Source organism: Vibrio sp. La 4.2.2, assembly GCF_027586995.1.
GTDB classification, from domain to species: Bacteria; Pseudomonadota; Gammaproteobacteria; order Enterobacterales; family Vibrionaceae; genus Vibrio; species Vibrio mediterranei.
Map to the genome: position 1 here is coordinate 429,807 of NZ_JAPPTJ010000006.1, position 26,196 is coordinate 456,002.

The window sequence follows — 26,196 nt, forward strand, 5'->3', positions numbered from 1 at the left end:
TCGTTCAGTCTATTCCACCGATGCGATTAAATCTTACACCGGTTGGGATCCATGTAGGCAGAATGCTATCTGCGCCACGTTCAAATTCAAAACTAATCCAGATACCAACAGCTTTGCCCACTAAATTACCTGCTGGCACAAATCCCCAGTAGCGGCTGTCAGCACTGTTATCGCGGTTGTCACCCATTACAAAGTAATGACCTTCTGGAACCACCCATTCATTCACACCGTTACGTGGTTGATACTGGTCAACACGGTCACGACGCAAAGGGTTAACCAAGATTTGGTGTTCCACTTTACCCAGCTTTTCATCCATCTGAATCAGAGGGATACCATTTTGTACAAATGGGCTATCTTCCACATTGGATAGCTTCACCGGTTTACACGTCGATGTACCTTTGGTTTGGATGCAAATATCCTTACGCGCGCTATATCGAACAGTATCACCTGGTAAGCCAACAACACGCTTGATGTAGTCGATGCTTGGCTGAGGTGGGTATTTAAATACCACAATATCGCCACGCTCTGGTTTACCGGTTTCAACTAGCTGAGTACGCCATACTGGATCTTTTAGACCATAAGCATATTTCTCAACCAAGATGAAGTCGCCAACCAAAAGCGTCGGCATCATCGAACCAGATGGAATTTGGAATGGTTCATAAATGAATGAACGCAATACCAAAACAAAGGCGATAACAGGGAAAATAGAAACACTGTTCTCAACAAACCATGATGGGGCAACAGCTTTGTTTGCGGTTGCTTCATCGATTTGGGTAGCTTGAGCTTGGATATCCGCGAGCTTTTGCTCACGTTTTTTTCTCAATACGAGCTTATCCAGCACCCAAACGACACCTGTCACTAACGTCACGATGACGAGGATCAATGAGAAGGTATTTGCCATTTCATTCCCTTAATTTTCGTATCTATAAAAATAACGAAAGTGAAAGCACCACAACGGCACTTTCACTTCAAACTTAAATTATGTCGTCGTAAAACAAAGAATTAGTCTTTGCCAACATGCAGAATTGCAAGGAACGCTTCTTGTGGCAGCTCGACGTTACCGATCTGCTTCATACGTTTCTTACCTTCTTTCTGTTTCTTCAACAGCTTCTTCTTACGACTCACGTCACCACCGTAACACTTTGCAATTACGTTTTTACGTAGCTGCTTAACGGTAGAGCGCGCGATGATGTGGTTACCAATTGCCGCTTGAATCGCAATATCGAACATCTGACGAGGGATAAACTCTTTCATCTTCTCAACAAGCTGACGACCACGACTTTGTGATTGGTCTTTGTGAGTGATGATCGCCAATGCATCAACTGTGTCACCGTTCAGCAACACGTCAACACGTACCATGTTTGACGCTTCAAAACGTTGGAAGTTGTAGTCCAGTGATGCATAACCACGAGACGTTGATTTTAGACGGTCAAAGAAGTCCAATACCACTTCTGCCATCGGAATATCGTAAGTCACCGCAACTTGGTTTCCGTGATAAACCATATCAACCTGAGTACCACGTTTCTCAACGCATAATGTAATCACGTTACCTAGGTAGTCCGACGGCACTAAGATATTACAGCGTGCGATTGGCTCACGAATCTCTTCAATATCATTGGTAGCAGGTAGCTTAGCTGGGCTATCCACGTAGTGAAGTGAACCGTCGGTTTTCTCTACTTCGTAGACTACGGTTGGAGCTGTTGTAATCAGATCCAGATCGTATTCACGCTCTAGACGTTCTTGGATGATTTCCATGTGAAGCATACCCAAGAAGCCACAACGGAAACCAAAACCAAGTGCTGCAGAGCTCTCTGGCTCGTAGAATAGAGATGCGTCGTTTAGACTTAGCTTACCAAGTGCATCACGGAAGTTCTCATAATCGTCAGAGGAGACTGGGAACAGACCTGCATAAACCTGTGGTTTCACTTTTTGGAAACCAGGTAACGCTTGTTCACAACCGTTTTTCGCGGTAGTCAGCGTATCACCAACTGGCGCACCTAAAATGTCTTTAATACCACAAACAACCCAGCCTACTTCACCGGTGTTGAGCTCTGTCGTATCAATCTGTTTTGGTGTGAAAATACCTAAACGGTCTACACCCCAAACTTGACCAGTACTCATCACTTTGATCTTGTCGTTTTTCTTCAGTTTACCGTTTTTAATACGAACCAAAGAAACTACGCCAAGGTAGTTATCGAACCAAGAGTCAATAATCAGTGCTTGAAGTGGCGCTTCTGGATCGCCTTCTGGCGCAGGAATCGCTTTGACGATTTCTTCTAGAACATCGTCAACACCAAGGCCTGTTTTTGCTGAACAACGCACTGCTTCCATTGCGTCGATACCAACAATTTCTTCGATCTCTTCAGCGACACGCTCTGGTTCCGCAGCTGGTAAGTCGATTTTGTTCAATACTGGAACAACTTCCAGCTCCATTTCAATGGCTGTGTAGCAGTTCGCCAGTGTTTGTGCTTCCACACCCTGGCCCGCATCAACAACAAGAAGCGCGCCTTCACAAGCCGCTAGAGAACGAGATACTTCATACGAGAAGTCTACGTGCCCTGGAGTATCGATAAAGTTTAGCTGATAGGTTTCCCCATCTTTCGCCGTGTAATCCAGAGTAACACTCTGAGCTTTGATGGTAATACCGCGCTCACGCTCTAGGTCCATAGAATCAAGAACCTGGGCCGCCATTTCACGGTCGCTTAAGCCGCCGCAAACCTGGATCAAACGGTCCGACAAGGTTGATTTACCATGGTCGATGTGGGCGATAATCGAAAAGTTACGAATGTGCTTCATAGATTTGATGTAGCTAAACTCTTAAACAAAAAGGAATAGAAAATGCGGAAAAACGCGCATTTCAATTAAGTTGGCAGATTCTACCCAATTTCGATGCGGTTCGCACCTTATTTAGACAATGGGCTAGAGAATCGACTCACCAAGCACTCTGACCAACTTCACTTGCTGGAAAGAAGCTCGCTCCATTGGGGTAACCCACTTTTTGGCTAACCTAAAGCCAATAAAAGCAAAACACGCTGAAGTCAGTATGACCACCAGCTCGCCAGCACCTAATAATGGCGCTAACCACAATTGACCCACAATAGCTCCAATGAACAAAAACAGTAGCGGTAGTAGGTAAATCAACGCTGCGGATTGAAGTAAGCTCTTTTCCGGAAACGCAATTTCAACCACATCGCCTGCCTTTACAGGTTTAGACGTAGCAAGCTGCCAATGAAGTTGCTTCTTACCCACTGCTTTACTAACAATACCAGTTCCACAACTACTCTTTGACTGGCAGGAGCTACAACTGGTTTGCTGATCACAGCTTAGTTCAACGTGGAGCTGGTGACCCTGGGGTTCAACCGAGGTCACCGTCGCGAGTGCGGTCATCATGGGGTAATGCCTTCATCTGCCTTATTTACTTTGTTAAGTGTAACAGATTGTGCAATACGCTGCGCTGTGGCAGGAGGGATATCACCAACGACTGAAATTTGTTTGTCATTAAGAACAATGCTATGAACCGTACGTCGGCCTTGACGGATCAACTGACCTTTTAGAGAATTACTATCACGATCAGAGATATAGACCGAAAAGCTGAACAAACCATCAGTGAACATTTGGCTCTCAACCACATCTTCAGTTGCTAGCATACGGTAGCGATTAAGATCTTTAGGTTGAAAACCATTGGGAACCCAACCCACATGCCAAAATGTTTGCTCAATATTACCTTTCGGTAGTGATAGAACCGCCGGAAGCTGCACGTCATCAAGCGAGCTCAACATTGTGGCAATATGATCATTCACCGCATATGAGATCACACGATACTGCTCTAAAATTTCACCGTCACGATCCAATAGATCAGCACGTAACGGAAGCTTGCTCTTTTCATCCACCCACAATACATAAGAGTAACGCAGTCCATCTTTTGGAACGACTCTAAATACTTGTGTCGGCGCTCCCGCTTCACGCGCACGGCCTACTCGAACGTAATCATAGTATTCACTCAGCTGCTTTACATCGCTGTTGAGTAAAGGCATCAACGGAGCCACCATCTTGCCAGATTCAATCGTGAACGGATCGACACCCGGTTCGATGTAACTGACTTCATTACCACGTCGAATCACTTCTCTTACTGGACCACTTAGATAAACAAGATGGGCTAATTGTTGAGTATCGCTTTTCGCGTGTCGGTAAAGTAACGGCTCTATGCTGTTCTTTTTGATAAGGATGTAGGACAGTTCATAATTCAATTGCTGGCTGGCATCGTTCATTTGATGCAACAAAGCCTCCGCAGAAGACTCTTCTTCTGCAAAGGCTTGGGTACCAAATAAACTGAACAGCAATAATGAACTGGTCAGAAATTTTTTCATTCAATTACCGATTCTGTATCAGCAGAGTGCGAAGCATTATCTTCGCTGTTTAGTCTTAGCTGTAACTCGTAATCTTGCAGTAATGCGTTGATACGACGACGCTGTTCTTGCACGTTGACACTTTCATTCGAGCTTTTTGCAACCGAATCACGTGTCAAGCTGACTGGCTCAGCACTGCCCGCAAACGGAATAGTCTGCAAAACAGGTAATTGCTCAGCTTCAGGCTGTGCTGGATCTTGGCCAGAGTACTGCTGTACTCCTAAAATAACTGCCAAAGACACACACGCCGCTACCGCTACTTGACCAAACTGTGTTATCCAAGCTGGTAATAAGCGCTTCGCTTGTGAAGGCGTAGGTTGTGACTCGATAGGCATTACGATATCACTCGTATGCGCTGGCTCATTTTCGAGCGCAGACGCCACACTTTCAGCAATATTCCAATCTAAACTTTGTGGCTCATCACCACGCATGACATCACCAATAAGATGATAATTATGCCAAGTTTCTTTGCTCTCCTGATCTTTTTCCAACGCTTCAATAAGCGCGTCATCGATCAGGTCTCCATCCATGAATGCTGAAAGCTTCTGTTTGTCAGCCATTATATTCACCATAGTTGTAACTAGTTTTAGCGTTGAAGAAGAGGCTTAATCTTCTTCTCTACCGCTTCACGAGCACGGAAGATACGCGAACGTACCGTTCCTACTGGGCAATCCATTACTTCTGCAATTTCTTCGTAGCTCAAACCATCAAGCTCTCGAAGCGTCATTGCAGTCTTCAAATCTTCAGGTAACGCTTCAATTGCAGCGAAAACAGTTCGCTTCAATTCATTCGACAACGTTAAGTTCTCTGGGTTCGAAATTTCTTTCAAAGCGTTACCGGCTTCAAAAAATTCGGCATCTTCTGCATCAACATCGCTGGCTGGCGGCCTACGGCTCTGAGCCACAATGTGATTCTTTGCGGTGTTCACTGCTATGCGATACAACCAAGTATAGAAGGCACTCTCACCTCTAAACGTCGGGATCGCACGATACGCCTTTATAAACGCTTCTTGGGCGATATCCGCTACATCACCCGAATTGCTCACGTATCTTGATATGAGATTGCAAACCTTGTTTTGATAGCGCAAAACCAATAGGTTAAATGCTTGTTTATCTCCACTTTGAACGCGCTCAATCAACACCTGATCGGTCGGCTGCTCGTTCATGCGAGCGTTCACTCCTATTCGTTATTACCCTTACCTTCACAGATATGAGTATTAATTATGCATATTGTAGTCTTGACACCACCGCTAACATGAGCACTATTGTGACTCTAGGCAGATAGGAAAGTTCAAAACTTTCTCAGTTTTTTTGTCATTAATCATTCACAATGTGATTTGGCGTCAACTACAATGTTGTCAATTTACAAGAATGGATTACTTAGCTCCTTAACACAATCGATTTTTCAACGTGTTATCTCAGGTAGGTAATCCTTGATGCAAGTGCCCTTCGCCAGCTGTCTATGCAGCTTCCTATCGCGCACTTTTATCTAGGTAGAGTGATTTTACTCTACGATAGGTCAGGATTTTAAAGTAATTATGAACACAAACCGAGAGCATCTTTGTGATGTTTTAGTCATAGGAAGTGGCGCCGCAGGTTTATCGTTGGCTTTACGAGTCGCCGAACGCGCTAAAGTTATCGTATTAAGTAAAGGCCCAAGAAGTGAAGGGGCGACCTACTACGCCCAGGGTGGCATTGCTGCGGTATTCGATGAGACAGACAGCATCGAGTCTCACGTTAACGATACCAATATCGCTGGAGCCGGGCTTTGTGAACAAGACACCGTTCAGTTTATCGCAGAAAATGCGAAAGAGTGCGTGCAATGGTTAATCGATGGTGGTGTTCCTTTTGACCAAGTAGAGACCGCCAAAGACGAAGAACCTCGTTATCACCTGACTCGTGAAGGTGGTCATAGCCATCGTAGGATTCTGCATGCCGCCGATGCCACAGGCATGGCAATGCAAACCACTCTGCAAGATAACGTTAATAGCCATCCTAATATCGAAATCTTCGAACGCTACAACGCACTAGACCTTATTACTGAAGACAAGGTTGGCGGTGATAAAGACAAAGTGGTTGGCGCCTATATTTGGAACCGCAATAAAGAGCACGTTGAAACGGTACGCGCTAAGTTTGTTGTCTTAGCCACAGGTGGTGCATCAAAAGTGTATCAGTACACATCTAACCCTGATGTCTCTTCTGGTGACGGTATCGCTATGGCTTGGCGCTCAGGCTGTCGTGTTGCTAACTTAGAATTCAACCAATTCCACCCAACTTGTCTATTCCACCCTGACGCGCGAAACTTCCTGTTGACGGAAGCTTTACGTGGCGAAGGCGCTTACTTAAAACGCCCTGATGGAACGCGTTTTATGCCCGATTTCGATGAGCGTGAAGAACTTGCTCCTCGTGATGTTGTGGCTCGCGCTATCGACTTCGAGATGAAGCGTCTCGGTGCAGATTGCATGTATTTGGATATCAGTCATAAGCCTGAAGAGTTTATTATTAAACACTTCCCAACCATCCATATGCGCCTTCAAGACCTTGGCATCGATATGACGAAGGAGCCAATTCCAATCGTTCCGGCCGCTCACTATACCTGCGGCGGTGTCATGGTGGATAAGTCTGGTAAAACAGACCTTGAACAGTTGTACGCCATCGGTGAAGTAAGTTATACCGGACTTCACGGTGCGAACCGTATGGCATCAAACTCTCTACTTGAATGTGTGGTCTATGCTTGGGCTGCAGCCAATGACATTCTAGAGAAATTCGACGATGCAGCTCTGGTTGATGGTCTTCCAGCTTGGGATGAAAGCCAAGTTAGCTGTTCTGATGAAGAAGTCATTATTCAACATAATTGGCACGAGTTACGCCTATTTATGTGGGATTACATGGGTATCGTACGCACAGACAAGCGACTAGAGCGAGCACTTCGTCGTATTCAAATGTTGCAACAAGAAACACATGAGTACTACAGCAATTTCAAAGTGTCGAATAACTTACTTGAACTGCGTAACTTACTGCAAGTTGCCGAATTGATGGTGAGATGCGCAATGCAGCGTAAAGAAAGTCGCGGACTGCACTATACTCTCGACTACCCTGATATGTTAGAAAATAGCGGACCAACGATACTATCGCCTCAAGACCAAGCTCCAACGGTCTGATCTGGGGACCTATCTCGTCACCATGATATCGAAGCAGTCACTGATGTGACTGCTTTTTTATTACCAAAATCAAACGACGATACGCCGACTCATCACAACTATCCCGCCAGATTAAGCGCCAGCCATTGTCTTGATCATAAATTCCTATAAGCCAGTAGCGAAAAGCAAGAAAGTAACGGGGGGAGTTAAGCTCGGTATTATTTAATGTGACCAAAGATGACTTCAAGATTAATTGGCCATTTAAGGCAGGATGCAACCAATAAGTCCGACCGAATATAGCGATGACGTAAAGTGTGAGTAAAAGCGGGGCGGACGACGCGATGCAAGTTGCCAATACTAGAATAGTAAGTGAACTATTAATAATCGCAGCGAGACATGAGGGATGAATCTGCAGGTAGGCATTATCGAGCGCAGCCTTACCTGCATGACTTGAAAAGAGCTTAGCGGACCTTGCTGAGGTTATGAGCAACGATTTTATCAACCATAGAGGCGTGTCCTAAGTTTTCACTACGACCATGGCCCATTACCCAAGTAAATAAATCTGGATCGTCACACTCTAACAGAGAGACAAAGTCTTTCTGTTCTTGATCGTTGAGAGTGTCAAAGCATTCCTCAAAGAACGGCATAATCACTACGTCCAGTTCTAACATACCCCGACGACATGCCCACTTAATTCGAGCTTTTTCTTCACTAGAGTACATTCCATTCTCCATCTACAACTAATATCGGCCGAGTGTAACAAGCAAGTTTATCGCTCACCACTGTCTGCATCACACAAACTCTACTTTCATCACAAGATTTCGTGCAACAACATTCAGCTGACAAAATCCATCCTGAAGATTAACATGGGTGATATGTTTACCAACGAGACCAAGAACTATGGATTGGCAACCAAACACACAGGCAATTGAAATAACACCTACCACAGAACTACCCGATTTGTTGTTTACCAAACTGAATCGTTGGGGTGCTCTCGAAATGACCGGCGACGATCGTAAGTCTTACCTTCAAGGTCAGGTTACCTGTGATGTGGTTTCGCTGGAGCAGAATCAATCCACCTTTGGAGCGCATTGTGACGCTAAAGGTAAAGTGTGGAGTGCTTTTAGACTGTGTCACATTGAGAACGGATACGCCATGATTCAACCTCAATCGGCACTAGAGAAAGAACTGACGGAACTCAAGAAATATGCCGTTTTTTCTAAGGTAGAACTCATTATTAGCACCAAAACACTTATAGGTGTGATGGGAAAAAGCGCTCAACAATGGGTTGATCAACAATTCCCAACCTCTGGTGCTGTGCGCCAAAACAAGGGCAGCACCGCTATTCAAATTAATGATGAGCGTTGGATGCTGTTAGTTGATGATGACCTGCAATCATTACTTTCTTCTGATTCTGAGTTACTTTGGGTCGCGGAATCACTATGGACCAAGTTCGATATTGAGCAAGGGCTACCTATCTTAGAAGCAGAGCAGCAAAATCAACACATACCTCAAGCCTTGAATTTACAAGCACTAGATGGCATTAGCTTCAATAAAGGCTGCTACACAGGTCAAGAGACCGTCGCAAGAGCGAAATATCGTGGCATCAACAAACGCATGCTGGCAAATGTGAGAGGTCTACTCGATTCTCCACTTAGCGTTGACGACATTATTGACATCGAGCGTTCAGTGGGAGAGAACTGGCGTAAGGCCGGAGAGGTACTGGCACATTACCAGTACAGCAATGGCGAATTCGTTGCCGCTATGGTTATTGCCAACAATCTCGATGAAGATTCTCAGTTCCGTTTAGCTTCTCAACCAAACAGTCGTTTGAGCCTAGAACTGCCACCTTACCCACTCGACCAAGAGTAAGGGATGATTGATACACGCATAACCGCCTATCTGGATGAACGTGATATTCCCTATAGAGTCTTGATGCAATCCCGTGAGGCAGTATCCATCGAGGATGCTGCCAAATTACGTGGTATCGAAACTCACAAAATGGTCAAAACCTTGTTACTGCGAGATATGGATAACCAACTTGTCCTTGCCTGCTGTCAGGGCAACAAACAAGTGGATCCGAAAAAAGTACGCGCTTTATTGAATACTCGTCGAATGACCTGTGTTTCCAGTGAACAAGTTGAAGCTCTTACAGGTTTTGCTATTGGCACAGTCACTCCCTTGCTGTTAAAAAACCCCATGCCTATCATTTTTGATAATGAATTAAAGCAAAATACCTTAGTCACCATCAGCAGTGGGCAACGCATTGCGGGTCTTGAGATCGCGCTCAGTGATCTCGTTGCTCACTGTTCTCCTCAATGGTCGGATATCACTCGGTAGCGGTTTCCGTAACCAATCGATGCAAATTAATGTCGTCTTAGATCATAGAAGCGTGAAATGGATCTAATTTAACACTTAGATTCAATGAGATTTTATACATTTTTTAAGCATAAATAGTCATTGATGTTTTTTTGGGGTATTGTACATATTGTCACCAGTTAGCACTTCAAGGCTACTGGTGGCAACACTAGAGTGAATCTCTGCTCAGGCAGTAACTCCACTTTTGTGTAATGCATCTGTGACATTTGGCCCGCTATGCGGGCTTTTTTTTCGAGTTCCCTTGCTACCTTCCACACGATCTCTCCCCTTTATGTCTAGGTTTTGTAAAAGAGTGTGTCCTCGTGACAACTTTTTCTGATTTGGTCGGTCTACATATACGTACCTATTAATAATAGCCAATGGAACAAACAGGTTGATGATTGCAGGGCGACTAAAAAGCTCGATTCATACCAGTGTCATACTAAGCTATTCAAATAGAGCAAAAATTGAGAATGGAAGACCCCAATCGAGGCTTTTGTGCTAAATATCACGGAGATATCGTGACATCGCAATGGAATTGCAAAACGCTCCACAAAACGCTCACTTGGTTGTATCAGCACGCTCGTAAAGCCCGTGCTATCACACATTTAGATTAGGGTTTTAACTATAATTCGTTCGCTAGGTAACATTATAAGGAAGGCTAAATGAGACTGTTTAAGCGCTATACACCAGGTATGATTGCTAAACATGTGAGTCGACTATTCAGAGGCAGAATCTATATTTATGGTTTAGGCGGATTTGAGTTTGACAATGGTAAATTGATCATTCCTGAACGCGCCGAAAAGCGTCATTTCCAAGCGGTAAAAGAGATAAACCAAGAGGTTATGAAACTTCGCTGCGCATACGCTTAAAGAACATTACAATCGAATAACGATAACAACCCTACGCTAAACTTAAGCCCACCAAGATGGGCAACAACTACAACCATCCAAAAGGGGCAGCCACGCTGCCCCTTTTTAGTTTTTAAATTTAACTCAGTGGTTAACTCTGACTGACTTCTGTCTTTGCTAGTTCTGGTAGGTGCCCCCTCATTCCCAAAGCACGGCTCATAATTTCTTGCTTCGCACCAGGCAACTGTCCTACCAAGCTCATACCGATACCGCGAATAAGTTTCTTCGCAGGGTTATCTCCTTCAAACAGGTCTTTAAAGCCTTGCATAGCAGCGATCATTTTAGCCGCCTCCGCTTTGCGCCAACGTTCATATTCACGCAGGTTACGCTTGCGACCAATATCTTTTCCTGCGCGCCATAACTTAAATATTTCTTGTGACAGACTGGCAGCATCAAGCAATCCTAGGTTAACACCTTGCCCTGCGAGTGGATGGATGGTGTGTGCAGCATCACCAACAAGTGCAACTCGCTCGGTAACAAAGTCACGCGCATAACGCATCTTCAAAGGGAAAACTCGTCGTTCAGACTTCACATGGCAGAGACCTAAGCGGCTATCAAATTCAGCGGTCAGCGCTTTGTTGAACTCCGCTTCCGACATTTTGGCAAGTTTTTCTGCTCGTTGTGGTTCGGTTGACCAAACGATAGAACATAGACTGCGGTCATCTAATGGTAGAAATGCAAGCGGCCCTTGCGGTGTAAACACTTGTCTCGCAACACAATCATGAAAGTCATCAACCGAGATATTCGCAACTAGGGCACTGTGTCCATAATCCCAATGAGTAAGTGGGATATCTTGCTGCTTTCTCACCCATGAGTTGGCACCGTCTGCACCCACTACCAATTTGCTAGTAAATGACTGCCCATTATCTAACGTCATCCACACTTCACTTTCACCTACGGCCATTGACTGGCAACGATGCGGCATAAAGAGCGTCACGTTATTTTGTCCTTCAACTTGCTCTAACAAGGCCAACTGAATGACACGATTTTCAACGATATGGCCAAGGTCTGGTTGAGACATCTGACTAGCAGAGAACTCAATACGAGCAAAGCTGTCCTGCTCCCAAACTTCCATAGCGTAATAAGGAGCACAGCGATGTTTCTGAATTGCATCCCATGCCCCGAGGTTTTTCAATATGGTCTCACTGGCACGGCTTAAAGCTGAGACACGAATATCAGGGTCTCCTGAAATATCTTTGTCTGGAGTATTCCCTTCTACGACTGCGATTCGCAGATCGGTGTCTTTCAGTGCGCGGGCGAGAGCAAGGCCCACCATTCCGCCACCTATGATGGCTAAGTCAAAACTTTGCATATCTCTGTACTACCTATTCACAACCCCAAGTGCTCGATTAAAAATCGGCGACTTAAGCTGTGGAAAATTATCCATTAGCCCTAAACCTACATTTCGGCCTAATCGAAGGGCAAAAAAGTCATTTGAAAATATGTGTACTAACCCAGACGTCATGGTGATCGTCAGCTCTCGATCTTGCTGGCGATTGCTTTGGAATCTATTTAGATTAGCGTATTCACCTACATCTTGAAGGCTTTCAAGCAACGAATCGACCAAAGTCGCAATATCGCGAATCCCAAGGTTAAAGCCTTGCCCTGCAATAGGGTGTAGCGTCTGAGCTGCATTACCGACAGCAGCGACTCGATGTTTAACAATTTGTGGTCGATGACGTAGCAAAAGTGGGTAACTGGCAACCGCCCCTACCTTAGTAAAACGACCTAAGCGCCAGCCGAATTCTTGTTGAAGAAGGGACAAGAAGTCAGTGTCAGGAAGGTTCACGACTTGCTGTGCACGCTCCGGAGTCATACACCATACTAAAGAACTTCGCTCATCAGACATAGGCAACAAGGCTAACGGACCATGTTCAGTGAAACGCTCGAAGGCGCGACCATTAGGATCTTCACTGGTTTTGACGTTAGCGACGATCGCAACTTGTCCGAAATCATGACTCAGCTGCTCTAAACCTACAGTTTGACAGCTCTTTGAGTCTGCTCCATCAGCAGCCACAAGAAGTTTTGCTTCAAGTAGGCTGACGCTGCCAGACTCATCTTTGACTGAGACGGCAACATGATGCTGGTGTTGAGCTACATCCTCTACCGAGCAAGGGCAAAGTAAATCAATGTTCGAGCTATTAGTGAGTCTTTGATTAAATCGGCGCCCTAGCTCCGCAAGTTCGACCACATACCCCATTGCCTTTAACCCTTCTTTCGCCGCGTAGAAGTCAGTCATGGCGGCGTGACCGCGATCTGAGACATGAATATGAGTAATAGGTGTGGCATGGTCTTGAATCAACGACCACAACTTATACTGCTTGAGAATCTCTACGGTACCATGGGAAAGAGCGATCGAACGAGCGTCAAAGCCAGGGTGCGATTGGCTGTCCGAAAGAAATGGTTCGATAACAGCAATCTTCAACGCATGATCACTGCAGTAGTCGAGAGCCATAGCTAGAGTAGCCCCTGCCATTGCTCCTCCTGCAATTACAACATCATACTTATTTGACACTGCCTTTCTCCTTGATAAGACGGACGAACTAATTAGTGAATGGTCGGTGTTTCTGACGGTTTACTTGGTTTTACGCCAAACTCAGCATGAATGGTCAATGCACACGCTTTTACGTGCTCGATTACCTGCTCCAAAAGCTGAGCTTGTTCTTCTAGATCATCATCTTCATCGATGCCCAGTCTTGCTATTTCTTCCAAATCAGCAAGCGCTTCTTTGGCATCAGCAGATGCCTTTTTTAGAGGCGCATTAATTAAGCCCAGTCCGGAAATAAAGTGGTTTACCCATTCACTCAAACCATCGGCAATTTCAAAGACACTTGCTTCAACCTCTTCTCCAGGGATAAGCAATGAAAGCTCAAAACCCTGTTCTGCCGTTAGTTCTTTGATTGAAAAAGCGAGTAGAGATTTCGCCGTAGCCAAATTCGATTGCGGCCAACCCATACCATCATTGGTGTAATCGAAAATAAGTGGCTGCCAGCTGTCATCGCTCAGCCCTAATCCACCACTTACCATACCCACAAGCAAGCCATGAAGTTCCGCTGGCGATACTGCCAACCCCGCCTGCTGCAGCTCAGTAGCAATCGTAATGTAATTAGGTAGTGTTGTTTCACTCATAGCAATACTCGTTTCAATGAATTAGCACCATGTTTATGAATAAGCTCGCTATTCATAACATAGGTTTTTGAATCTGACCTGCAATGCTATCACTTCCCACCTCTGGCGAAAACGCCATCCCACACGTTTCTGAGTAGCTTTTGTGCGAATTGTCGATTTCGTGTGTTGTTAGCCACGCAATTGGCACCGACACTACAGAAAAGCTTGAATCTTAATGCTCGTTTACCTATAGTTTCTTCCTCAACATTACCTAATGTGGTGATACTTAAAAGAGTTCTTGTCATTATGGAAAATCAAGCTGTCGAAGTCGAAATCTTGGGAAAACTGACACGGGTGAATTGCCCCCCAGATCAGAGAGAAACCCTGATTAAAGCAGCCCAAGACCTAGATAATCGATTGCAAGAAATGTCCCAAAGGACTAAAGTAACCAACGAGCTTAAACTGCTTACCATTGCTGCATTGAACATGTCGTATGAACTCAATAATCGTAGCGATGAGTCACAACAAGAAGTGGCACAAATGAACGAGCGTATGGAACAGCTCACCGCATCTCTAGAAGATGCAATTAGTAAAGTAAAGCAAGGACAGCAAACCTAATTTTACCCTGGGGTGTACGTCAGTGGATTTAAGTCCCTGAGCCGATAAGCAATACCAAAGGGTTAGTATTTGATAACTATTGAGCAAGCTCGGCTCGTACCGAGAAGCCTACGGTTAACATTGCTGATCCGCCTTGAACCAGCTGGTTCAAGGGCCACAATCCTCAACGGCACTCTGGGGTATTCCTAATGTCTCTTTCTACAAGACAACAAATACGTACTCTCGTACGCTCTCGTCGCCAATCGATAAACCAAGACCAACAATCTATCCACGCCAATAACTTAATGACAAGAGTTGGCGAATTGAGCATCCTTAGTACTGCCAGAAAAGTCGCTTTGTACCTAGCCACAGATGGTGAACTGGATACGTTACCGACCATTCAATCGTTTTGGCAACAGGGTATCGAAACCTATTTGCCAGTGATTCACCCCTTCTCAAAAGGTCAGTTACTTTTCCTTCGCTACGCTCAAGATACGCCTTTAGTCCTCAATCAATATAAGATTTTAGAGCCCAAGCTTGATCAGCGAGCTATTTGTCCAGTGTCCGAGTTGGATATTATCTTTACCCCTTTGGTCGCCTTTGATGATTCAGGTCAACGCTTAGGCATGGGAGGTGGATACTATGATCGAACGTTAGCTCCTTGGGAAAACTCTGATTTAGGCCCGACTGCTATTGGCCTTGCGCATGATTGCCAACAAGTAGATACACTGCCGAGCGAGTCATGGGACATTCCACTAGCCACTATAGTCACACCAAGTAAGATCTGGCACTGGAACAAATAGCTTCCTACTTCACCTCCGAAGAGAAATAGAGCAATCGATTGCTGTTTTTCGCAGTTTTTTGTCATATCACTATTTTTTCAGCGCATTTGTCGTCGAAATTGATATATAATTCGCCCGCATTTTCACCTTAAATCAAAACTGGGATTCAACCATGACTCAAGACGAGATGAAGAAAGCTGCTGGTTGGGCGGCGCTAAAGTATGTCGAAAAAGATAGCATTGTTGGTGTTGGCACAGGCTCAACTGTAAACCACTTCATTGATGCACTAGGCACAATCAAAGAAGATATCAAAGGTGCAGTATCCAGTTCGATTGCTTCAACAGAGAAGCTAGAAGCGCTAGGCATTGAAGTCTTCGACTGCAACGATGTGGCTTATCTTGATGTTTACGTTGATGGCGCAGATGAAATTAACCCAACTCGTGACATGATCAAGGGCGGTGGTGCAGCACTAACACGTGAGAAGATCGTAGCCGCTATCTCAGACAAGTTTGTATGTATCGTTGATGGTACTAAGGCCGTTGATGTTCTTGGCCAGTTCCCACTACCTGTAGAAGTTATTCCAATGGCACGTTCTTACGTGGCTCGCGAACTAGTGAAACTTGGTGGTGACCCGGTTTACCGTGAAGGCGTGATTACAGACAACGGTAACGTCATTTTAGACGTACACGGTATGCAAATCACTGATGCTAAAGATATGGAAGACAAAATCAACGCTCTAGCAGGCGTGGTAACGGTAGGTTTATTTGCACACCGTGGCGCTGATGTGATCATTACTGGCACTCCAGAAGGTGCAAAAATCGAAGAATAAAGACTAAACGGGTTCTAATAGCACCTAGCAAAGCTGGTCAATATATTAAACGCGATTACGTCATTAGACTACAAACGGCACCTTAGGTGCCGTTTTTTCGTTTTTCTATAAGAAAATTATGCCTTATTCCGTAATTTTCTTACCCAACGTACAACTTTTTTGTTACTTTATTGGTCACAAGACGCACAAGGAAAACGTTTGCCTCAAGCAGTTGGAAGCTCCCTCCTCGATATTCTCACTGTCAAATGTGCGCTAATTAAGCCCGAATTTCCCATGTTAAGGATGAGTTAAATGGCCAAAGTTTCACTGGAAAAAGATAAGATAAAGATTCTGCTACTTGAAGGTTTACATCCATCTTCAGTAGAAGTTTTGCAAGCGGCTGGATACACCAATATCACCTATCATAAAGGCTCCTTACCAGAAGAAGAGCTGATTGAAGCCGTTAAAGACGTTCACTTTATCGGGATTCGTTCACGAACTAACCTGACTGAAGAAGTGATTAATGCCGCAGACAAATTAGTCGCAATCGGCTGTTTCTGTATTGGTACCAACCAGGTTAACCTTGATGCTGCTGCGAAACGTGGCGTCCCTGTTTTCAACGCACCATTTTCTAACACGCGAAGTGTTGCAGAATTGGTTCTTGGTCAAATCCTGTTACTACTGCGCGGTATCCCTGAGAAAAATGCCCTTGCCCATCGTGGAATCTGGAAGAAAAGTGCCGATAACTCATACGAAGCGCGTGGTAAGCGACTCGGTATCATTGGCTACGGTCACATCGGTACCCAGCTTGGCATTATTGCTGAAAACTTAGGTATGCGTGTGTACTTCTACGATATTGAGAACAAACTATCACTTGGTAATGCAACTCAGGTTCATACCATGACTGAGCTACTAAATAAGTGTGATGTTATCTCTCTGCATGTACCAGAGACCCCAGGAACCAAGAATATGATGGGAGCCGCTGAGTTTGAAAGAATGAAGCCGGGCGCCATCTTCATTAACGCTGCCCGTGGCACCGTGGTGGATATCCCTGCTCTCTGCGATTCCCTCGAAGCAGGTCACCTTGCAGGAGCTGCAATTGACGTATTCCCTGAAGAACCAAAGACCAATGCAGACCCATTTGAGTCTCCATTGATGAAATTCGACAATGTGATCCTAACGCCGCACGTCGGTGGTTCTACGCAAGAAGCTCAAGAGAACATCGGTATAGAAGTGGCTGGAAAACTGGCGAAATATTCTGATAACGGCTCAACGCTTTCAAGTGTGAACTTCCCAGAAGTATCACTGCCAGAGCACACCGAGTGTTCACGACTATTGCACATTCACAAAAACCGCCCTGGTATTCTAACTCAGATAAACACCATCTTTGCGGATGAAGGTATCAACATCGCAGGTCAATATTTGCAGACAGCTTCAGATATCGGTTATGTGGTTATTGATGTCGAAACAGCACGCTCTGAAGAAGCGCTGGCTAAGCTAAAGTTGATTGAAGGCACACTACGAGCTCGTATTCTGCACTAAGCGAACAACAGCTAAAAAAAAACGCCCTGACTAGTCAGGGCGTTTTTTTATTTTCCAATTTGATAGGTAACATCCACTCGGTCACGAATAGTAATTACCGAGTCTTGATAGCTATTAGACTCCATTTTACTATCCATCGCCATACTGCGCATCACTACGGGTTGGTTCATCGGCTGACGATATTCAATACGCCATACTTTGCCAAGATTTTGATCAAATCCTTTCGCTAGCGAAGCAGCTTTGCTTTGCGCATCTTTAATGGCCGCCATGCGTGCCGCTTCTTGGTACTGACCTTGGTCTTTCACTTTAAGTTGAATGTTGTCAACTTGGTTAATCCCTGACTCAAGCGCAAGATCGAGATAGTTATTAAGATTCTCTAAGTCCATCACCTGAACGGTCACTGTACGCGATGCACGATAGCCAACCAACTCAGGTTTACCTTTTTCTGGATAATGGTACTGAGGCGATAAGTACAGGTTTGAGCTCTGAATATCTTTCTTTTCGATGCCTTCAGACATCAAGCCAGAAAGAAACTTGTCTACCACAGAGTCAACACCTTGTTTAGCTTGGTCAGCATTCATTTGAGACTGTACAACTCGCACCGAAAACTCTGCCATATCTGGTGTTGCCTCTATCTCACCATAACCCGTGGTTGAGATATGGGGGAAATCTGGTTGGCTTGCAAAAACTGGCGTAGCAAACAGGGCAACGACTAATGTACCTAGTGCAAATGAGCGTTTCATTGAAGAATCCTCGTTCTGTTTTTAACCTTTATACTCAAGATTAGGCATAAGTTGAGAATATAGGTTCCCTAAAAAGTAAACACTGACACAAACATGACGTTCCACTACTGAGGCAAATACTGTCTCGCGTGACTAATAATGGCGTCTGAAACCTCACCAAGCACCCCACTTTCAAGTTGCCAGTGGTGCCAATAAATTTGATGAGACAGCAAAATATTAGGCGTAAGCTCAATTAACGCCCCCGATGCCAGTTCATCTTGAATTTGTAACTTGGGGATAAGACAGTAAGCCACACCCGCGACCGCAAGCTTCACAAAGGCTTCTGAGCTGCGCACCGTATGTTTGAGTATGCTGCCCGGCATAATATTAAAGTGTTGATTAACAAATCGCTGATGCATCTTATCATGTTGGTCAAAAGCCACTGCTGGCGCTTTAATTAAACTTTCTCGGTTCACTCCTTGGCTGAAGTAGCGTTTAATAAAGCTTGGGCTTGCCACACAAAGATAATCGACTCGCCCTAAATAGTCAGCCACACACCCAGGGATAGATTGCGACTCTAAACTTATTGCGCCGACTACTTCACCGTTTTTGAGCTTTTCGATGGTGCGACCTTCATCATCAACAATGAGATTGAGTTCAACTCGTTTCGCTTCCAAAAGCGGAAACAAACTCGGAAGCAGCCACGTCGCTAAGCTATCAGCGTTGGTTGCTAATGACACTGAAAGCGGTTTATCCCCCAAGTCAGCCGCGAGTTCTGGCACCAGTTCTTGCTCAAGTAGCCGCACTCGACGATATAAACCTAAGAGCTTTTTCCCTACAGCGGTCGGTCTTGGTGGTTGCTCTCGAACAAGGACAGGCTGAGCCAGCCATTTTTCTAATTGCTTAACTCGTTGAGACACGGCAGACTGAGAAATATACAGGTGCTCTGCCGCCTTATCGAAGCTTCGTTGCTCAACAATTGCGTCCAACGCTTCGATCCATTTGTAATCTAATCCGCGCATAAATCGCCCTCTTTTTCATCGCTTTGATTACAAATCACACATCATAAGTATGACTTATTTCTCATTAATATTATTAACTATCCTAATCATAAACGAATCGCTATTCTCACGCTCTCTTTTATGCTGCGGTGAGGAAATTAAAGTGAATTTTTGGGTGCTTCTTCAAGGTTTCGGATTGGGCGCGACAATGATTATCCCAATTGGCGCTCAGAACGCTTACGTTTTAAATCAAGGAATTAAGCGTAATCATCATCTTACGACGGCAACGGTTTGTAGCCTGCTAGATATGACGTTTATCTCTTTGGGGATCTTCGGTGGCGGTGCGATATTATCGCAAAATGAACTGTTGCTTACTGGGGTAACGTTAGGCGGCATTGCATTTTTAACTGGCTATGGTCTGCTCTCTCTAAAGAGCGCTTTTAAAAAGCCATCGGCTCAAGAGTCTTCAGGTGAAGTCTTAGCTCGCGGTCGCCGCACTGTCGTTCTAGGAGCATTAGCGGTTACGGTATTAAATCCTCATCTGTATCTGGATACCGTGGTCATTCTCGGCTCCATTGGTGGTCAGTTTGAAGGAAACGATCGTATCGCTTTTGCGATTGGCACAGTACTCGCATCGTTTGTTTGGTTTTATTCCTTATCGCTTGGAGCCGCAAAACTGGGACCAACCTTGTCTAAACCAAGGGTGAAGAAAGGTATCGACTTGGCAGTAGCCGCTATGATGTTTACTATCGCCTTGCTACTGACTAAAGGATTGATGGCCTAACGATGGATAATACCCAGCAGATATATTTGACCAATGTTGCCCTACTCAATGAGCATGCTATTTCATTTAACCAGTGGCAACACGAGCCTATTCTTGACTTTGCCACTGATGAACGAATTGCCAAAGAGTTAGGATGGACAGGCACTCATAGTAAGAGTTTATTTTTGAAGAAGAAAGGAGGCGGGTTTGCACTCTTTCTCACCGATAAAGATACCCGACTCGACAAAGCTCTATTGAAGCAAGCGGTTGGAAAGCGCACTTCAATTTGCAGCAACGAAGATATGACTGAACAAATAGGTTGTGTACCAGGAGCGGTTTGTCCTATTGGGTTACCAGAAGAGATAATGATTGTCGTCGATAAGGCTCTGTTTTCAGCTCAGGAAGTCTTATACACACCAGGTTTACCTGAATGGACTTTCGGTTTGTCAGGAGCAGATTTAAAACGAGTACTGTTTCTGCTGCCAAATGACATCATTGAACTAGACATGAAAAAAGGTGAAGCATAATGCTTCACCTTTTGCTTTATTGACAGTAAAACGCGGATTAGCTTTCAACTTTGTTCAAATGAACATCCATTTGAGGGAATGGAATTTCGATGCCTTCTGCGTCTAATGCTTCTTTGATCGCTTGGAGCGAGTCAAAATATACATCCCAGTACTGCTCGGTACGAACCCAAGGACGCACAACAAAGTTCACTGAAGAATCTGCAAGGGCGACGACACCAATTGTAGTGCCTGGCTCTTTTAGAATGCGCTCATCCGCTTCAAGGGTTTTGCGAATCACTTCTTGAGTCTTCTTCAGATCTGCACCGTAAGAGACACCGATAACATGGTCGATACGACGCGTGGCATGGCGAGAGTAGTTCGTGATCGGTGAGCCAATAACCGAGGCATTAGGCACAACAACCATCTTGTTGTCTGGAGTAGTTAGAATCGTTTGGAATATTTGAATAGAGTCCACTGAACCAGCCACTCCACCGATCTCAACATAGTCACCTGATTTGAAAGGACGGAAACCCACAATCAAGACACCTGCTGCAAAGTTTGATAGTGAACCTTGCAGTGCTAGACCGATGGCTAAACCAGCGGCACCAATTACCGCTACCACTGACGCAGTTTGAACACCAATTCGGCTTAATGCGGCAATTAAAACAATAACGAATAATGTGTAGCGAACAATACCGTGGATAAACTCAACAACGGCCTTATCCATTTTCTTCTTATGCAGCAATTTAGAAACGCTATTAGCCACCGCTTTTACAACGATATTACCAATAAACAGAATCAGAATAGCTGAAATGATATTCACGCCATATTGAACAAGTAAATCGGAGTTGTTGGTTAACCACTGCTCCGCTTTCGACAATCCATCCACAATAGGTGCTTGGATATCAACTGACTCATTGGCCATATTGTTTACCTCTTGAAAATATAAATAGTGCGTAGCGAACCTTAGCTAATACCACTGTACTATTAGCAAAGGTGCACTTGGTGAGATGTATTGAGAGTATGAATACCAATACACATTACTTAACAAAAGGTTACGCAAACATATACGTTTATGCCAGTTTTTTTAAGCACAATCACATAATTTTCATCAGACACAAAAAAAGCCGCTCTAAAGAGCGACTTTTTTAATCTGACTATCAGTTAAATCTTATACGATTTAATCTTATAGTACGTCGATAGCGTTTAGGTCAGCGAATGCTTTCTCTAGACGAGCAACCATTGAAGATTGACCAGCACGTAGCCATACGCGTGGGTCGTAGTACTTCTTGTTTGGCGCGTCTTCACCAGTTGGGTTACCGATTTGACCTTGTAGGTAATCATGGTTCTCAGCTTCGTAAGAACGGACACCATCCCAAGTTGCCCACTGTGTATCAGTATCGATGTTCATTTTGATAACACCGTAGCCGATAGACTCTTGGATTTCTGCTTCAGTAGAACCAGAACCACCGTGGAATACGAAGTTTAGAGCGTTAGGTGCAATACCGAACTTCTCTGCACAGTATGCTTGAGAGTCACGTAGGATAGTTGGAGTTAGAACAACGTTACCTGGCTTGTATACACCGTGTACGTTACCGAAAGAAGCAGCGATAGTGAAACGTGGGCTAACAGCGTGTAGTTTCTCGTATGCGTATGCTACGTCTTCTGGAGAAGTGTAAAGCTCAGATGCGTCCATGTGAGAATTATCAACGCCATCTTCTTCACCACCAGTACAACCTAGTTCGATCTCAAGAGTCATACCCATTTTCGCCATGCGAGCTAGGTACTTAGCAGAGATTTCGATGTTCTCTTCTAGAGACTCTTCAGAAAGGTCGATCATGTGAGAAGAGAATAGTGGCTTACCAGTTTGAGCGAAGAACTCTTCACCCGCATCTAGAAGACCGTCGATCCAAGGTAGAAGTTTCTTAGCAGCGTGGTCAGTGTGAAGGATTACTGGGATACCGTAAGATTCAGCAACTGCGTGAACGTATTTTGCACCAGCAACTGCACCTAGGATTTGCGCGCCTTGACCTTCAAGCTTAACGCCTTTACCAGCGAAGAAGCCAGCACCGCCGTTAGAGAACTGAACAACAACTGGAGCTTTAACTTTAGCTGCTGCTTCAAGAACACCGTTGATAGAGTCAGTGTTAACTACGTTTACTGCAGGAAGAGCGAAGTTGTTCTCTTTAGCAACTTCAAATACTTTTTGAACGTCATCGCCAGAGATAACACCTGGTTTTACGAAGTCGAAGATCTTAGACATGGAATAAGTCCTATTTTCTGTCGTTTTAAATAAAAATTGGCAATCGTTTGCTCACAATGGGCGGCATTGTATCAAAGTTAATCACCCATTGCAGCATAGATAAAAGCGGACCAATAAGCCCGCTCTATAAAGATGATTATGCTTTAGCACGCTCTTCAAGCATTGCTACTGCTGGTAGTACTTTACCTTCAACGAACTCAAGGAATGCACCGCCACCTGTAGAGATGTAAGAAACGTCAGCTTTGATACCGAACTTGTCGATAGCCGCTAGCGTGTCACCACCACCTGCTACAGAGAAACCCTCTGATTCAGCGATCGCTTTAGAAATGCCTTCAGTACCTGCTTCGAAGTTCTTAAACTCGAATACACCTACAGGGCCGTTCCATAGGATAGTTTTAGCATCTTTTAGGATTTTCGCTAGTTCAGCAGTTGAGTCTGGACCTAGGTCGAAAATCATATCGTCGTCTTGAACTTCAGAAACGTGTTTGATTTCTGCTTCAGCGTTCTCGTCGAATGCTTTTGCACATGCAACGTCAGTTGCCACTGGAATTGCACACTCATCCATTAGCTTCTTAGCTGTGTCTACTAGGTCTGCTTCGTAAAGAGACTTACCTACGTTGTGACCCGCAGCTGCGATGAACGTGTTCGCAATACCACCACCAACAACAAGTTGGTCAGCGATTTTAGATAGAGATTCAAGAACTGTTAGCTTAGTAGAAACTTTAGAACCACCTACGATAGCAACCATTGGACGAGCTGGCTTATCCATTGCTTTACCTAACGCTTCTAGTTCGTTAGCTAGTAGAGGACCTGCACATGCAACTGGTGCGTTCATACCAACGCCATGAGTAGATGCTTGTGCACGGTGAGCTGTACCGAATGCATCCATAACGAAGATGTCACATAGTGCTGCGTATTTCTTAGATAGCTCTTCTTCGTTCTTCTTCTCGCCTTTGTTGAAGCGAACGTTTTCAAGAACAACAAGTTCACCTGTGTTTAGCTCAAGGCCTTCTAGGTAGTCTTTTGCTAGCTTAACTTCGCAATCAAGAGCGTCGTTTAGGTAGTTTACAACTGGTTGTAGAGAGAACTCTTCTGCGTACTCGCCTTCAGTAGGACGACCTAGGTGAGACGTAACCATTACTTTAGCGCCAGCTTCTAGGCAGTGCTTGATGGTTGGTAGAGACGCTAGGATACGCGCGTCAGAAGTTACTTTACCGTCTTTCACAGGTACGTTCAGATCCGCACGGATAAATACGCGTTTACCTGCTAGTTCCAGGTCAGTCATCTTGATTACAGACATGTTTAGTCCTCTCAACTAAAAAATAAATAAAGTTTTTGAAAACCCGGCTTCTTGCCAAGTTTTGGAATTCATCAACTGCTTACTTATATTGGGCTTATGAATATTAATTTCAAGCATCAAAATTAATATTTTCCCAAATTGCGCCCTTGATACTACTTGGACGCCTGCATCGCTAAAGCAGTGTCTAACATACGATTAGCAAAGCCCCACTCGTTGTCACACCAAACCAACATCTTGACCAAGCGACCATCGCTTACTCGGGTCTGTGTCCCATCGACAATGGCACTGTGTGGGTCATGGTTAAAGTCTATCGAAACCAGCGGTGCTTCAGTATAGTCAACAATGCCGTCTAATGTACACCGAGATGCGTTAATAATGACTTGATTTACGTCATTAACTTTCACATTCGTATTTATAGTTACACTTAAATCCATAGCGGTGACATTAATTGTTGGCACTCTGACAGAAATTGCTTCAAATTTGTTAGAAAATTTCGGAAAAATGCGTTCAATACCTTTATGCAACTTAGTATCAACTGGAATGATAGAATGGCTTGCTGAACGCGTTCTTCGTAAGTCACTGTGATAGGCATCAATAACTTGTTGGTCATTCATCGCCGAGTGAATAGTGGTAATGGTACCGGAATCGATGCCGAAGGCTTCATCTAACGCTTGAATGACAGGAACAATACAGTTAGTGGTACAAGAGCCGTTAGAAACAATAACCTGCTCTTGTGTCAAGGAGTCATGATTCACACCATAAATAATAGTGTTATCAAGATCGTGTGAACCAGGGTGAGAAAATAGCACTTTTTTAGCACCCGCAGCGATATGTTCTAGGCCATCGGCACGACAACCAAATACCCCGGTGCAATCCAAGACGATATCAACGTCCAAATTACGCCAAGGCAGCAAATTTATCTCAGCAGAGTGTAAAATTCGAATCGTATCGAACTTGCCATCGCAGTGATTAACATACAGGTGCTCTTGATCGTGAGAGATCTTCTTGGCAAATCGACCATGACTAGTATCGTATTGAAGCAAATGTGCCATTGCTTCAGGTTGAGCAAGCTCGTTGACCGCGACGACTTGTATTTTATCGTTTTTGCCGCTTTCATAGATTGCTCGAAGTACATTTCGTCCAATGCGACCAAAGCCATTAATAGCCACTTTTAACATCGCACTACATCCTTAGTTCACGTTATGAAGGTGTGCATAGTAACCGATCAACTGTCATTTCGCATTAACAGTTGCGAGGCAAGTCTCCAAAACACGCCATCCGCTAGAAGTTCACTCTGCTACCATGGTTAAAGGGTTCATCTCTCGTGCCATTTAACGACCTCGTTTTCACTGCACAGGAGGTGCCCCATGTTTACTGGTCAGCATTACTGCCAATCATGTAATAAAGAAACTGTTCATAACGAAGTCTTGATACGTAAACCAAGTCGCTATGACAAAGACCCAAAGGTCCTTGGTCGAATTAAGTTATTGCTGCACGCGTTTATCAATGGCGGGCACTACTATGATATGGACCGCTATGTCACTTGCCAAACCTGTGGCAGACGCGAGTTGGATAACAAAGGTAGTGAATTTGAATAGTCATAAAAAAGCCGAGCTCTAGGGCTCGGCTTTTCATGTACTAACGATGCTTATTGAGTCTTCTAAATTAAGCAAGTAGCTCTTTTGCTGTGTTTACAACGTTTTCAGTTGTGAAGCCAAACATCTTAAACAGCTCACCCGCTGGCGCAGATTCACCGAATGTTGTCATGCCGATAATCTTGCCACCGAAGCCAACATACTTGTACCAGTAATCCGCAATACCTGCTTCAACAGCAATACGCTTAGTCACTGCCGCAGGAAGAACCGCTTCACGGTATGCTTCATCTTGCGCATCAAATACGTCAGTAGAAGGAAGAGACACTACACGTACCTTTTTACCTTCAGCTGTCAGTTCAGCGTAAGCGTTTGTTGCTAGCTCAACTTCAGAGCCC

28 protein-coding genes and 1 other RNA gene are annotated in these 26,196 nt (G+C 44.6%); 12 read left to right on the forward strand and 17 right to left on the reverse strand.

Going from position 1 to position 26,196, the window contains the following annotated elements:
- Positions 1–4 precede the first annotated feature (4 nt).
- The 6 genes from lepB to rpoE form a co-directional block, all read right to left on the reverse strand.
- The gene (gene lepB / locus OH456_RS16510) at positions 5–901 is read right to left on the reverse strand and encodes a signal peptidase I (RefSeq protein WP_270033887.1); all 897 of its coding nucleotides are present in this window, start codon (positions 899–901) and stop codon (positions 5–7) included.
- A 101-nt stretch (positions 902–1,002) separates the two neighbouring features.
- The gene (gene lepA, locus OH456_RS16515) at positions 1,003–2,796 is read right to left on the reverse strand and encodes a translation elongation factor 4 (protein WP_006075276.1); all 1,794 of its coding nucleotides are present in this window, start codon (positions 2,794–2,796) and stop codon (positions 1,003–1,005) included.
- Positions 2,797–2,919: 123 nt separating this feature from the next.
- The gene (locus OH456_RS16520; RefSeq protein WP_124940592.1) at positions 2,920–3,390 is read right to left on the reverse strand and encodes a SoxR reducing system RseC family protein; all 471 of its coding nucleotides are present in this window, start codon (positions 3,388–3,390) and stop codon (positions 2,920–2,922) included.
- Positions 3,387–4,367, reverse strand: coding sequence for a sigma-E factor regulatory protein RseB (gene rseB / locus OH456_RS16525; RefSeq protein ID WP_006075274.1), 981 nt, complete (start codon positions 4,365–4,367; stop codon positions 3,387–3,389). The genes OH456_RS16520 and rseB overlap by 4 nt, the downstream gene beginning before the upstream one ends.
- The gene (locus OH456_RS16530) at positions 4,364–4,966 is read right to left on the reverse strand and encodes an RseA family anti-sigma factor (protein ID WP_038228972.1); all 603 of its coding nucleotides are present in this window, start codon (positions 4,964–4,966) and stop codon (positions 4,364–4,366) included. Before OH456_RS16530 ends, rseB begins: the two co-directional genes overlap by 4 nt.
- 26 nt (positions 4,967–4,992) lie before the next feature.
- Complete coding sequence (gene rpoE, locus OH456_RS16535) at positions 4,993–5,571, reverse strand: RNA polymerase sigma factor RpoE (protein ID WP_038228970.1); 579 nt, start codon at positions 5,569–5,571, stop codon at positions 4,993–4,995.
- 372 nt (positions 5,572–5,943) lie between these two features.
- Here rpoE and nadB point away from each other — a divergent pair, with 372 nt between their 5' ends.
- On the forward strand, positions 5,944–7,566 hold the full coding sequence (gene nadB / locus OH456_RS16540; protein ID WP_006075515.1) for an L-aspartate oxidase: 1,623 nt from the start codon (positions 5,944–5,946) through the stop codon (positions 7,564–7,566).
- A gap of 440 nt (positions 7,567–8,006) precedes the next feature.
- On the opposite strand, the gene OH456_RS16545 is transcribed toward nadB, so the two are convergent.
- Complete coding sequence (locus OH456_RS16545) at positions 8,007–8,267, reverse strand: FAD assembly factor SdhE (RefSeq protein WP_006075514.1); 261 nt, start codon at positions 8,265–8,267, stop codon at positions 8,007–8,009.
- Between the two features lie 178 nt (positions 8,268–8,445).
- On the opposite strand from OH456_RS16545, the gene ygfZ reads away from it, so the two are divergent.
- The 3 genes from ygfZ to OH456_RS16560 all read left to right on the forward strand — a co-directional run bounded on the left by ygfZ (position 8,446) and on the right by OH456_RS16560 (position 10,775).
- The gene (ygfZ, locus tag OH456_RS16550; RefSeq protein WP_270033892.1) at positions 8,446–9,417 is read left to right on the forward strand and encodes a tRNA-modifying protein YgfZ; all 972 of its coding nucleotides are present in this window, start codon (positions 8,446–8,448) and stop codon (positions 9,415–9,417) included.
- A gap of 3 nt (positions 9,418–9,420) precedes the next feature.
- Entirely contained in the window at positions 9,421–9,885 is a 465-nt protein-coding gene (locus OH456_RS16555; protein ID WP_006075512.1) for an aminoacyl-tRNA deacylase, read from the forward strand.
- Between the two features lie 683 nt (positions 9,886–10,568).
- Complete coding sequence (locus OH456_RS16560) at positions 10,569–10,775, forward strand: DUF1107 domain-containing protein (RefSeq protein WP_006075511.1); 207 nt, start codon at positions 10,569–10,571, stop codon at positions 10,773–10,775.
- A gap of 130 nt (positions 10,776–10,905) precedes the next feature.
- Here OH456_RS16560 and OH456_RS16565 read toward each other — a convergent pair whose 3' ends face one another.
- The 3 genes from OH456_RS16565 to OH456_RS16575 are packed head-to-tail and all read right to left on the reverse strand — an operon-like array spanning position 10,906 to position 13,943.
- Entirely contained in the window at positions 10,906–12,126 is a 1,221-nt protein-coding gene (locus OH456_RS16565) for an FAD-dependent 2-octaprenylphenol hydroxylase (RefSeq protein WP_031494012.1), read from the reverse strand.
- 9 nt (positions 12,127–12,135) lie between these two features.
- Positions 12,136–13,329, reverse strand: a complete 1,194-nt coding sequence (gene ubiH, locus OH456_RS16570) for a 2-octaprenyl-6-methoxyphenyl hydroxylase (RefSeq protein ID WP_270033893.1) — start codon at positions 13,327–13,329, stop codon at positions 12,136–12,138.
- A gap of 32 nt (positions 13,330–13,361) precedes the next feature.
- A complete protein-coding gene (locus OH456_RS16575) occupies positions 13,362–13,943 on the reverse strand; it encodes a YecA/YgfB family protein (protein ID WP_006075507.1) in 582 nt (193 codons plus the stop codon).
- Positions 13,944–14,228: 285 nt separating this feature from the next.
- On the opposite strand from OH456_RS16575, the gene OH456_RS16580 reads away from it, so the two are divergent.
- The 5 genes from OH456_RS16580 (at position 14,229) to serA (ending at position 17,651) form a co-directional block, all read left to right on the forward strand.
- A complete protein-coding gene (locus OH456_RS16580; protein WP_240206453.1) occupies positions 14,229–14,540 on the forward strand; it encodes a cell division protein ZapA in 312 nt (103 codons plus the stop codon).
- Between the two features lies 1 nt (position 14,541).
- A non-coding RNA gene (gene ssrS / locus OH456_RS16585) (6S RNA) lies at positions 14,542–14,725 on the forward strand.
- A 3-nt stretch (positions 14,726–14,728) separates the two neighbouring features.
- Complete coding sequence (locus tag OH456_RS16590; RefSeq protein ID WP_268665826.1) at positions 14,729–15,322, forward strand: 5-formyltetrahydrofolate cyclo-ligase; 594 nt, start codon at positions 14,729–14,731, stop codon at positions 15,320–15,322.
- Between the two features lie 151 nt (positions 15,323–15,473).
- Positions 15,474–16,130, forward strand: a complete 657-nt coding sequence (rpiA, locus tag OH456_RS16595) for a ribose-5-phosphate isomerase RpiA (protein WP_006075606.1) — start codon at positions 15,474–15,476, stop codon at positions 16,128–16,130.
- A gap of 291 nt (positions 16,131–16,421) precedes the next feature.
- Positions 16,422–17,651 carry a phosphoglycerate dehydrogenase gene (serA, locus tag OH456_RS16600; RefSeq protein WP_124940585.1) on the forward strand — a complete coding sequence of 410 codons (1,230 nt, stop codon included), beginning with the start codon at positions 16,422–16,424 and terminating at the stop codon, positions 17,649–17,651.
- Between the two features lie 47 nt (positions 17,652–17,698).
- On the opposite strand, the gene OH456_RS16605 is transcribed toward serA, so the two are convergent.
- A complete protein-coding gene (locus tag OH456_RS16605; protein WP_006075603.1) occupies positions 17,699–18,394 on the reverse strand; it encodes an oxidative stress defense protein in 696 nt (231 codons plus the stop codon).
- 104 nt (positions 18,395–18,498) lie between these two features.
- On the reverse strand, positions 18,499–19,395 hold the full coding sequence (locus OH456_RS16610; protein WP_006075602.1) for a LysR family transcriptional regulator ArgP: 897 nt from the start codon (positions 19,393–19,395) through the stop codon (positions 18,499–18,501).
- Between the two features lie 142 nt (positions 19,396–19,537).
- On the opposite strand from OH456_RS16610, the gene OH456_RS16615 reads away from it, so the two are divergent.
- Together OH456_RS16615 and OH456_RS16620 are read left to right on the forward strand one after the other, a co-directional pair.
- A complete protein-coding gene (locus OH456_RS16615; protein WP_124940584.1) occupies positions 19,538–20,158 on the forward strand; it encodes a LysE/ArgO family amino acid transporter in 621 nt (206 codons plus the stop codon).
- 2 nt (positions 20,159–20,160) lie between these two features.
- Positions 20,161–20,664: a YbaK/EbsC family protein gene (locus tag OH456_RS16620; protein WP_006075600.1), complete on the forward strand. Its 504-nt coding sequence runs from the start codon at positions 20,161–20,163 to the stop codon at positions 20,662–20,664.
- A 37-nt stretch (positions 20,665–20,701) separates the two neighbouring features.
- On the opposite strand, the gene mscS is transcribed toward OH456_RS16620, so the two are convergent.
- The 4 genes from mscS to epd all read right to left on the reverse strand — a co-directional run bounded on the left by mscS (position 20,702) and on the right by epd (position 25,384).
- Positions 20,702–21,568, reverse strand: a complete 867-nt coding sequence (mscS, locus tag OH456_RS16625; protein WP_124940583.1) for a small-conductance mechanosensitive channel MscS — start codon at positions 21,566–21,568, stop codon at positions 20,702–20,704.
- A 261-nt stretch (positions 21,569–21,829) separates the two neighbouring features.
- A complete protein-coding gene (fbaA, locus tag OH456_RS16630; protein ID WP_124940582.1) occupies positions 21,830–22,906 on the reverse strand; it encodes a class II fructose-bisphosphate aldolase in 1,077 nt (358 codons plus the stop codon).
- Positions 22,907–23,042: 136 nt separating this feature from the next.
- Positions 23,043–24,206 (reverse strand): phosphoglycerate kinase, encoded by a 1,164-nt coding sequence (locus OH456_RS16635; protein WP_270033897.1) that lies wholly within the window; start codon positions 24,204–24,206, stop codon positions 23,043–23,045.
- A 152-nt stretch (positions 24,207–24,358) separates the two neighbouring features.
- Positions 24,359–25,384: an erythrose-4-phosphate dehydrogenase gene (epd, locus tag OH456_RS16640; protein WP_124940581.1), complete on the reverse strand. Its 1,026-nt coding sequence runs from the start codon at positions 25,382–25,384 to the stop codon at positions 24,359–24,361.
- A 189-nt stretch (positions 25,385–25,573) separates the two neighbouring features.
- Between epd and OH456_RS16645 the strand changes: the two genes are divergently transcribed.
- Complete coding sequence (locus OH456_RS16645) at positions 25,574–25,804, forward strand: hypothetical protein (protein WP_124940580.1); 231 nt, start codon at positions 25,574–25,576, stop codon at positions 25,802–25,804.
- 67 nt (positions 25,805–25,871) lie between these two features.
- On the opposite strand, the gene OH456_RS16650 is transcribed toward OH456_RS16645, so the two are convergent.
- A partial coding sequence (locus tag OH456_RS16650; RefSeq protein WP_333482765.1) for a transketolase-like TK C-terminal-containing protein occupies positions 25,872–26,196 on the reverse strand: 325 nt, incomplete at its 5' end.

Bases quoted from the DNA above. Each gene is read 5' to 3' on its own strand.
- OH456_RS16620 (WP_006075600.1), top strand. From the start codon at position 20,161: ATGGATAATACCCAGCAGATATATTTGACCAATGTTGCCCTACTCAAT.
- lepB (WP_270033887.1), bottom strand. From the start codon at position 901: ATGGCAAATACCTTCTCATTGATCCTCGTCATCGTGACGTTAGTGACA.
- fbaA (WP_124940582.1), bottom strand. From the start codon at position 22,906: ATGTCTAAGATCTTCGACTTCGTAAAACCAGGTGTTATCTCTGGCGAT.
- mscS (WP_124940583.1), bottom strand. From the start codon at position 21,568: ATGGCCAATGAGTCAGTTGATATCCAAGCACCTATTGTGGATGGATTG.
- serA (WP_124940585.1), top strand. From the start codon at position 16,422: ATGGCCAAAGTTTCACTGGAAAAAGATAAGATAAAGATTCTGCTACTT.
- ygfZ (WP_270033892.1), top strand. From the start codon at position 8,446: ATGGATTGGCAACCAAACACACAGGCAATTGAAATAACACCTACCACA.
- lepA (WP_006075276.1), bottom strand. From the start codon at position 2,796: ATGAAGCACATTCGTAACTTTTCGATTATCGCCCACATCGACCATGGT.
- OH456_RS16520 (WP_124940592.1), bottom strand. From the start codon at position 3,390: ATGATGACCGCACTCGCGACGGTGACCTCGGTTGAACCCCAGGGTCAC.
- OH456_RS16555 (WP_006075512.1), top strand. From the start codon at position 9,421: ATGATTGATACACGCATAACCGCCTATCTGGATGAACGTGATATTCCC.
- OH456_RS16590 (WP_268665826.1), top strand. From the start codon at position 14,729: ATGTCTCTTTCTACAAGACAACAAATACGTACTCTCGTACGCTCTCGT.
- OH456_RS16610 (WP_006075602.1), bottom strand. From the start codon at position 19,395: ATGCGCGGATTAGATTACAAATGGATCGAAGCGTTGGACGCAATTGTT.
- OH456_RS16605 (WP_006075603.1), bottom strand. From the start codon at position 18,394: ATGAAACGCTCATTTGCACTAGGTACATTAGTCGTTGCCCTGTTTGCT.
- rseB (WP_006075274.1), bottom strand. From the start codon at position 4,367: ATGAAAAAATTTCTGACCAGTTCATTATTGCTGTTCAGTTTATTTGGT.
- OH456_RS16530 (WP_038228972.1), bottom strand. From the start codon at position 4,966: ATGGCTGACAAACAGAAGCTTTCAGCATTCATGGATGGAGACCTGATC.
- OH456_RS16545 (WP_006075514.1), bottom strand. From the start codon at position 8,267: ATGTACTCTAGTGAAGAAAAAGCTCGAATTAAGTGGGCATGTCGTCGG.
- OH456_RS16645 (WP_124940580.1), top strand. From the start codon at position 25,574: ATGTTTACTGGTCAGCATTACTGCCAATCATGTAATAAAGAAACTGTT.
- OH456_RS16575 (WP_006075507.1), bottom strand. From the start codon at position 13,943: ATGAGTGAAACAACACTACCTAATTACATTACGATTGCTACTGAGCTG.
- OH456_RS16565 (WP_031494012.1), bottom strand. From the start codon at position 12,126: ATGCAAAGTTTTGACTTAGCCATCATAGGTGGCGGAATGGTGGGCCTT.
- OH456_RS16560 (WP_006075511.1), top strand. From the start codon at position 10,569: ATGAGACTGTTTAAGCGCTATACACCAGGTATGATTGCTAAACATGTG.
- nadB (WP_006075515.1), top strand. From the start codon at position 5,944: ATGAACACAAACCGAGAGCATCTTTGTGATGTTTTAGTCATAGGAAGT.
- epd (WP_124940581.1), bottom strand. From the start codon at position 25,384: ATGTTAAAAGTGGCTATTAATGGCTTTGGTCGCATTGGACGAAATGTA.
- rpiA (WP_006075606.1), top strand. From the start codon at position 15,474: ATGACTCAAGACGAGATGAAGAAAGCTGCTGGTTGGGCGGCGCTAAAG.
- OH456_RS16580 (WP_240206453.1), top strand. From the start codon at position 14,229: ATGGAAAATCAAGCTGTCGAAGTCGAAATCTTGGGAAAACTGACACGG.
- OH456_RS16635 (WP_270033897.1), bottom strand. From the start codon at position 24,206: ATGTCTGTAATCAAGATGACTGACCTGGAACTAGCAGGTAAACGCGTA.
- rpoE (WP_038228970.1), bottom strand. From the start codon at position 5,571: ATGAACGAGCAGCCGACCGATCAGGTGTTGATTGAGCGCGTTCAAAGT.